Origin of the sequence: Actinomadura bangladeshensis (assembly GCF_004348335.1) — a bacterium.
Lineage (GTDB): Bacteria > Actinomycetota > Actinomycetes > Streptosporangiales > Streptosporangiaceae > Spirillospora > Spirillospora bangladeshensis.
This window is the reverse complement of the sequence record NZ_SMJW01000481.1, coordinates 1-2,533: the sequence shown is the minus strand read 5'-3', so window position 1 is coordinate 2,533 and position 2,533 is coordinate 1. Positions and strand designations below refer to the sequence as shown.

2 protein-coding genes are annotated in these 2,533 nt (G+C 79.4%); both read right to left on the bottom strand.

Annotated elements, in window-relative coordinates:
* The coding region (locus E1284_RS40130) for an iron-containing redox enzyme family protein (protein WP_131945346.1) at positions 1-1,149 on the bottom strand (1,149 nt) is incomplete at its 3' end.
* Positions 1,146-2,471: a carboxylate-amine ligase gene (locus E1284_RS40125; protein WP_131945345.1), complete on the bottom strand. Its 1,326-nt coding sequence runs from the start codon at positions 2,469-2,471 to the stop codon at positions 1,146-1,148. The genes E1284_RS40130 and E1284_RS40125, both read right to left, overlap by 4 nt.
* Between the last annotated feature and the right edge of the window lie 62 nt (positions 2,472-2,533).

The following is a 2,533-nucleotide window of genomic DNA, read 5'->3' as shown; positions in this document are numbered from 1 at the left end:
CCCCCTGCCCGAGACACCGACCGGCCCGCCGGCGGGGGCCCCGGCCGGCGTGCCGGTCGGTGTCTCGGGCAGGGGGCGGCGCAGTGCCGTCCGCCCGGCCCGCCAGCGGTCCAGCAGGCGTGCGCCCAGGCGGTCCTCCAGCAGCCCGGTCGCGTGCACGCCCAGGGCCACGTCCGCGGCCAGGTCCGGTTCGCCGGCCAGCAGCGCGCCGATCACGTCGTGGCGCAGCACCTGCTCGTGGACGGCGTCGGCCTCGATGTGCTCGGTGTAGAACAGCAGCGCGCGGGGGCCGGCGCCCGCGCGCTCCAGCGCGGCGGCCATCCGCCGCGCGGACGGCGCCGTGGTGATCTCGGCGGCGGCGAAGTGGCCGACCAGCGCGCCGCGCAGGGAGCGGTGCAGCCCGAACAGCGACATCATGTTCACGGTCGCGAGCATCTGCGCGGGGGCGGTGTCGACGTAGGCGCCGTAGGAGGGGTCGAGGCCGAGGTCGTCCAGCAGGCCCGCGTACAGGCCCTGGTGGATCATGGCGGGGCGGCCGCCGCCGAACTCGTCGTTCTCGACCGCGACCAGCGCGGTCTTGGCGGGGCCGTGCAGGCGCGGGATCACCCAGGCGTGCGGGTCGGCCTCCTTCAGGTGGTACACCGACCGCAGTGCGGCGTGCTCGCGCAGCTGCCACATCGGGGCGCCGTCGCGCAGGTGGTGGGAGACGCCGCGGGCGTCGACCGGTTCCACCAGCAGCTCTTGCAGGGCGGCGTCGACGTCGCCGCCGGCGGGGGTGTCGCGGCGCAGGGCGTCCAGGAACACCGTTTCCAGGGCGCCGCGCAGCCGCAGCAGGTCCGGGTCCCATTCCCAGGCGGGGTCGACGCCGGCGAAGCCCCGGTAGTGCAGTTCGTAGCAGGTGTGCAGGGCCAGCTGCAGGTCGTCGCCGTAGGGGTCGGCGGCCGCGGCCTCGGCGGCGCCGGGCAGGCGGGCCGGGTCGGCCGGCGGCGGGCCGGCCGCCAGCGCCGCGGTCACGGCCTGCGACAGCGGGCCGCGCGGCGGCGGCGGTGCCGGGGCCGCCGCGCGCGATGCGGGCGCGGTGGGCGCGGCCGCGCCGCGTGCGGTCCCGGAGCGTGCGCGGGCCCGGGCCGGGGCCTGCGGAGCGGTCATGTGTCCTCCGTGGTCAGGGTGGCGTCCGTCCTGGGGGCGTCCGGCTCCGGTACCCGCTCACGCGCGTCCCATACGCCCGTTTCCTCCCCATGGGTCTCGTGCGGCGGCGGCGACGGCTCGGGAGGGGCGTCCGGTGCCCCGCCCGACGGCCCGCCGCCGAACCCGGTGAGCCCGCCGGACCCGGTGAGGCGGCCCGAGCGGGTCTGGCGCGCCAGCATCTCCACCACGGCGCGGGGGCCGCCGGCGCGGGCCGCGCGGCGCTGCCGGTCCGCGCCCGTCCCGGCGCGGCGGAGCGCCTCCAGCAGCGTGAACACGGTGGCGAGGTCGCCGGTGTCCTCCAGGGCGGGGGCGGCGCGGGCGACCAGGTCGTCCACCAGCCGCCACGCCGGGACGGGCCGCCGCGCGACCGGGTCCGCCAGCGTGCAGTCCAGGCCGTGGCGGGCCGCGCTCCACAGCGCCGCCGCGCACAGCTGCCCGTCGGCGCGGGGCGCCTCCCGGCCGGCCGCCAGATCGGCCAGCGCGGCGCCGACCAGACCGCGCACCAGCGCCGCCTGCAGGACCGCCTCGTCCGCGGTCGCCGCCGCGTCGGCCGCCCGCACCTCCACCGTCGGCCACCGCGGCGACGGCCGCGCCAGCCAGAACGTCATCGAGGCGTCCACCAGCACGCCCGCCTCCACCAGCGCCGCGACGCGCGCGTCCCACTCGGCCGCCGTCGCCGACCACGGCGGCACCCCCGCGCCCGGGAACCGCGCCATCTCCACGATCCGGCGGGCCGCGTGGCCGGACGCGCGGCCGTGGTCGAACGGGGAGTTCGCCGACAGCGCCAGCAGCACCGGCAGCCACGGCCGCAGGTGGTTCACCACCGCCACCGCGGCCTCGCGTCCGGGAACGCCGACGTGGACGTGGCAGCCGCACGCCTGGTAGTCCTCCACCACGTCCCCGAAGGCGGCCATGATCGCGGCGAACCGGTCGCCGGGCGCGGGCGGCGGCGGGCGGCCGTCCAGCACCGGCGTGCCGGACGCCACCAGCAGCGCGCCGCGCGACCGCGCGGCCGCCGCCAGCCGCGCCCGCCCGAACCGCAGCTGCTCCCCCAGGCCGGCCAGGTCGCGGCACACGCCCGTCGCCGCCTCCACCTGCGAGGTCAGCAGCTCGGCCTGGAACGACCCGCCCGACCCGGCCCAGCGGTGCGCGCCGGCCTCGGCGAGGACGCCCCCGGCGCCTGGGACGCACTTCCCCGACACCGCGTCCACCAGCAGGAACTCCTCCTCCACGCCGACGCTCGGCGCCGCCGCGCCGGGACCGCCCGTGCCGTGCACGCCCATGTGCTGCCCCCTCGATCGTGCGCACCCCGTCACCCCGGGGGATGCCCGTCCAGAACGTCCCC

What these genes read in the sequence shown, in the direction of transcription:
- E1284_RS40125 (WP_131945345.1), bottom strand. Translation starts at nt 2,471, where the DNA reads ATGGGCGTGCACGGCACGGGCGGTCCCGGCGCGGCGGCGCCGAGCGTC.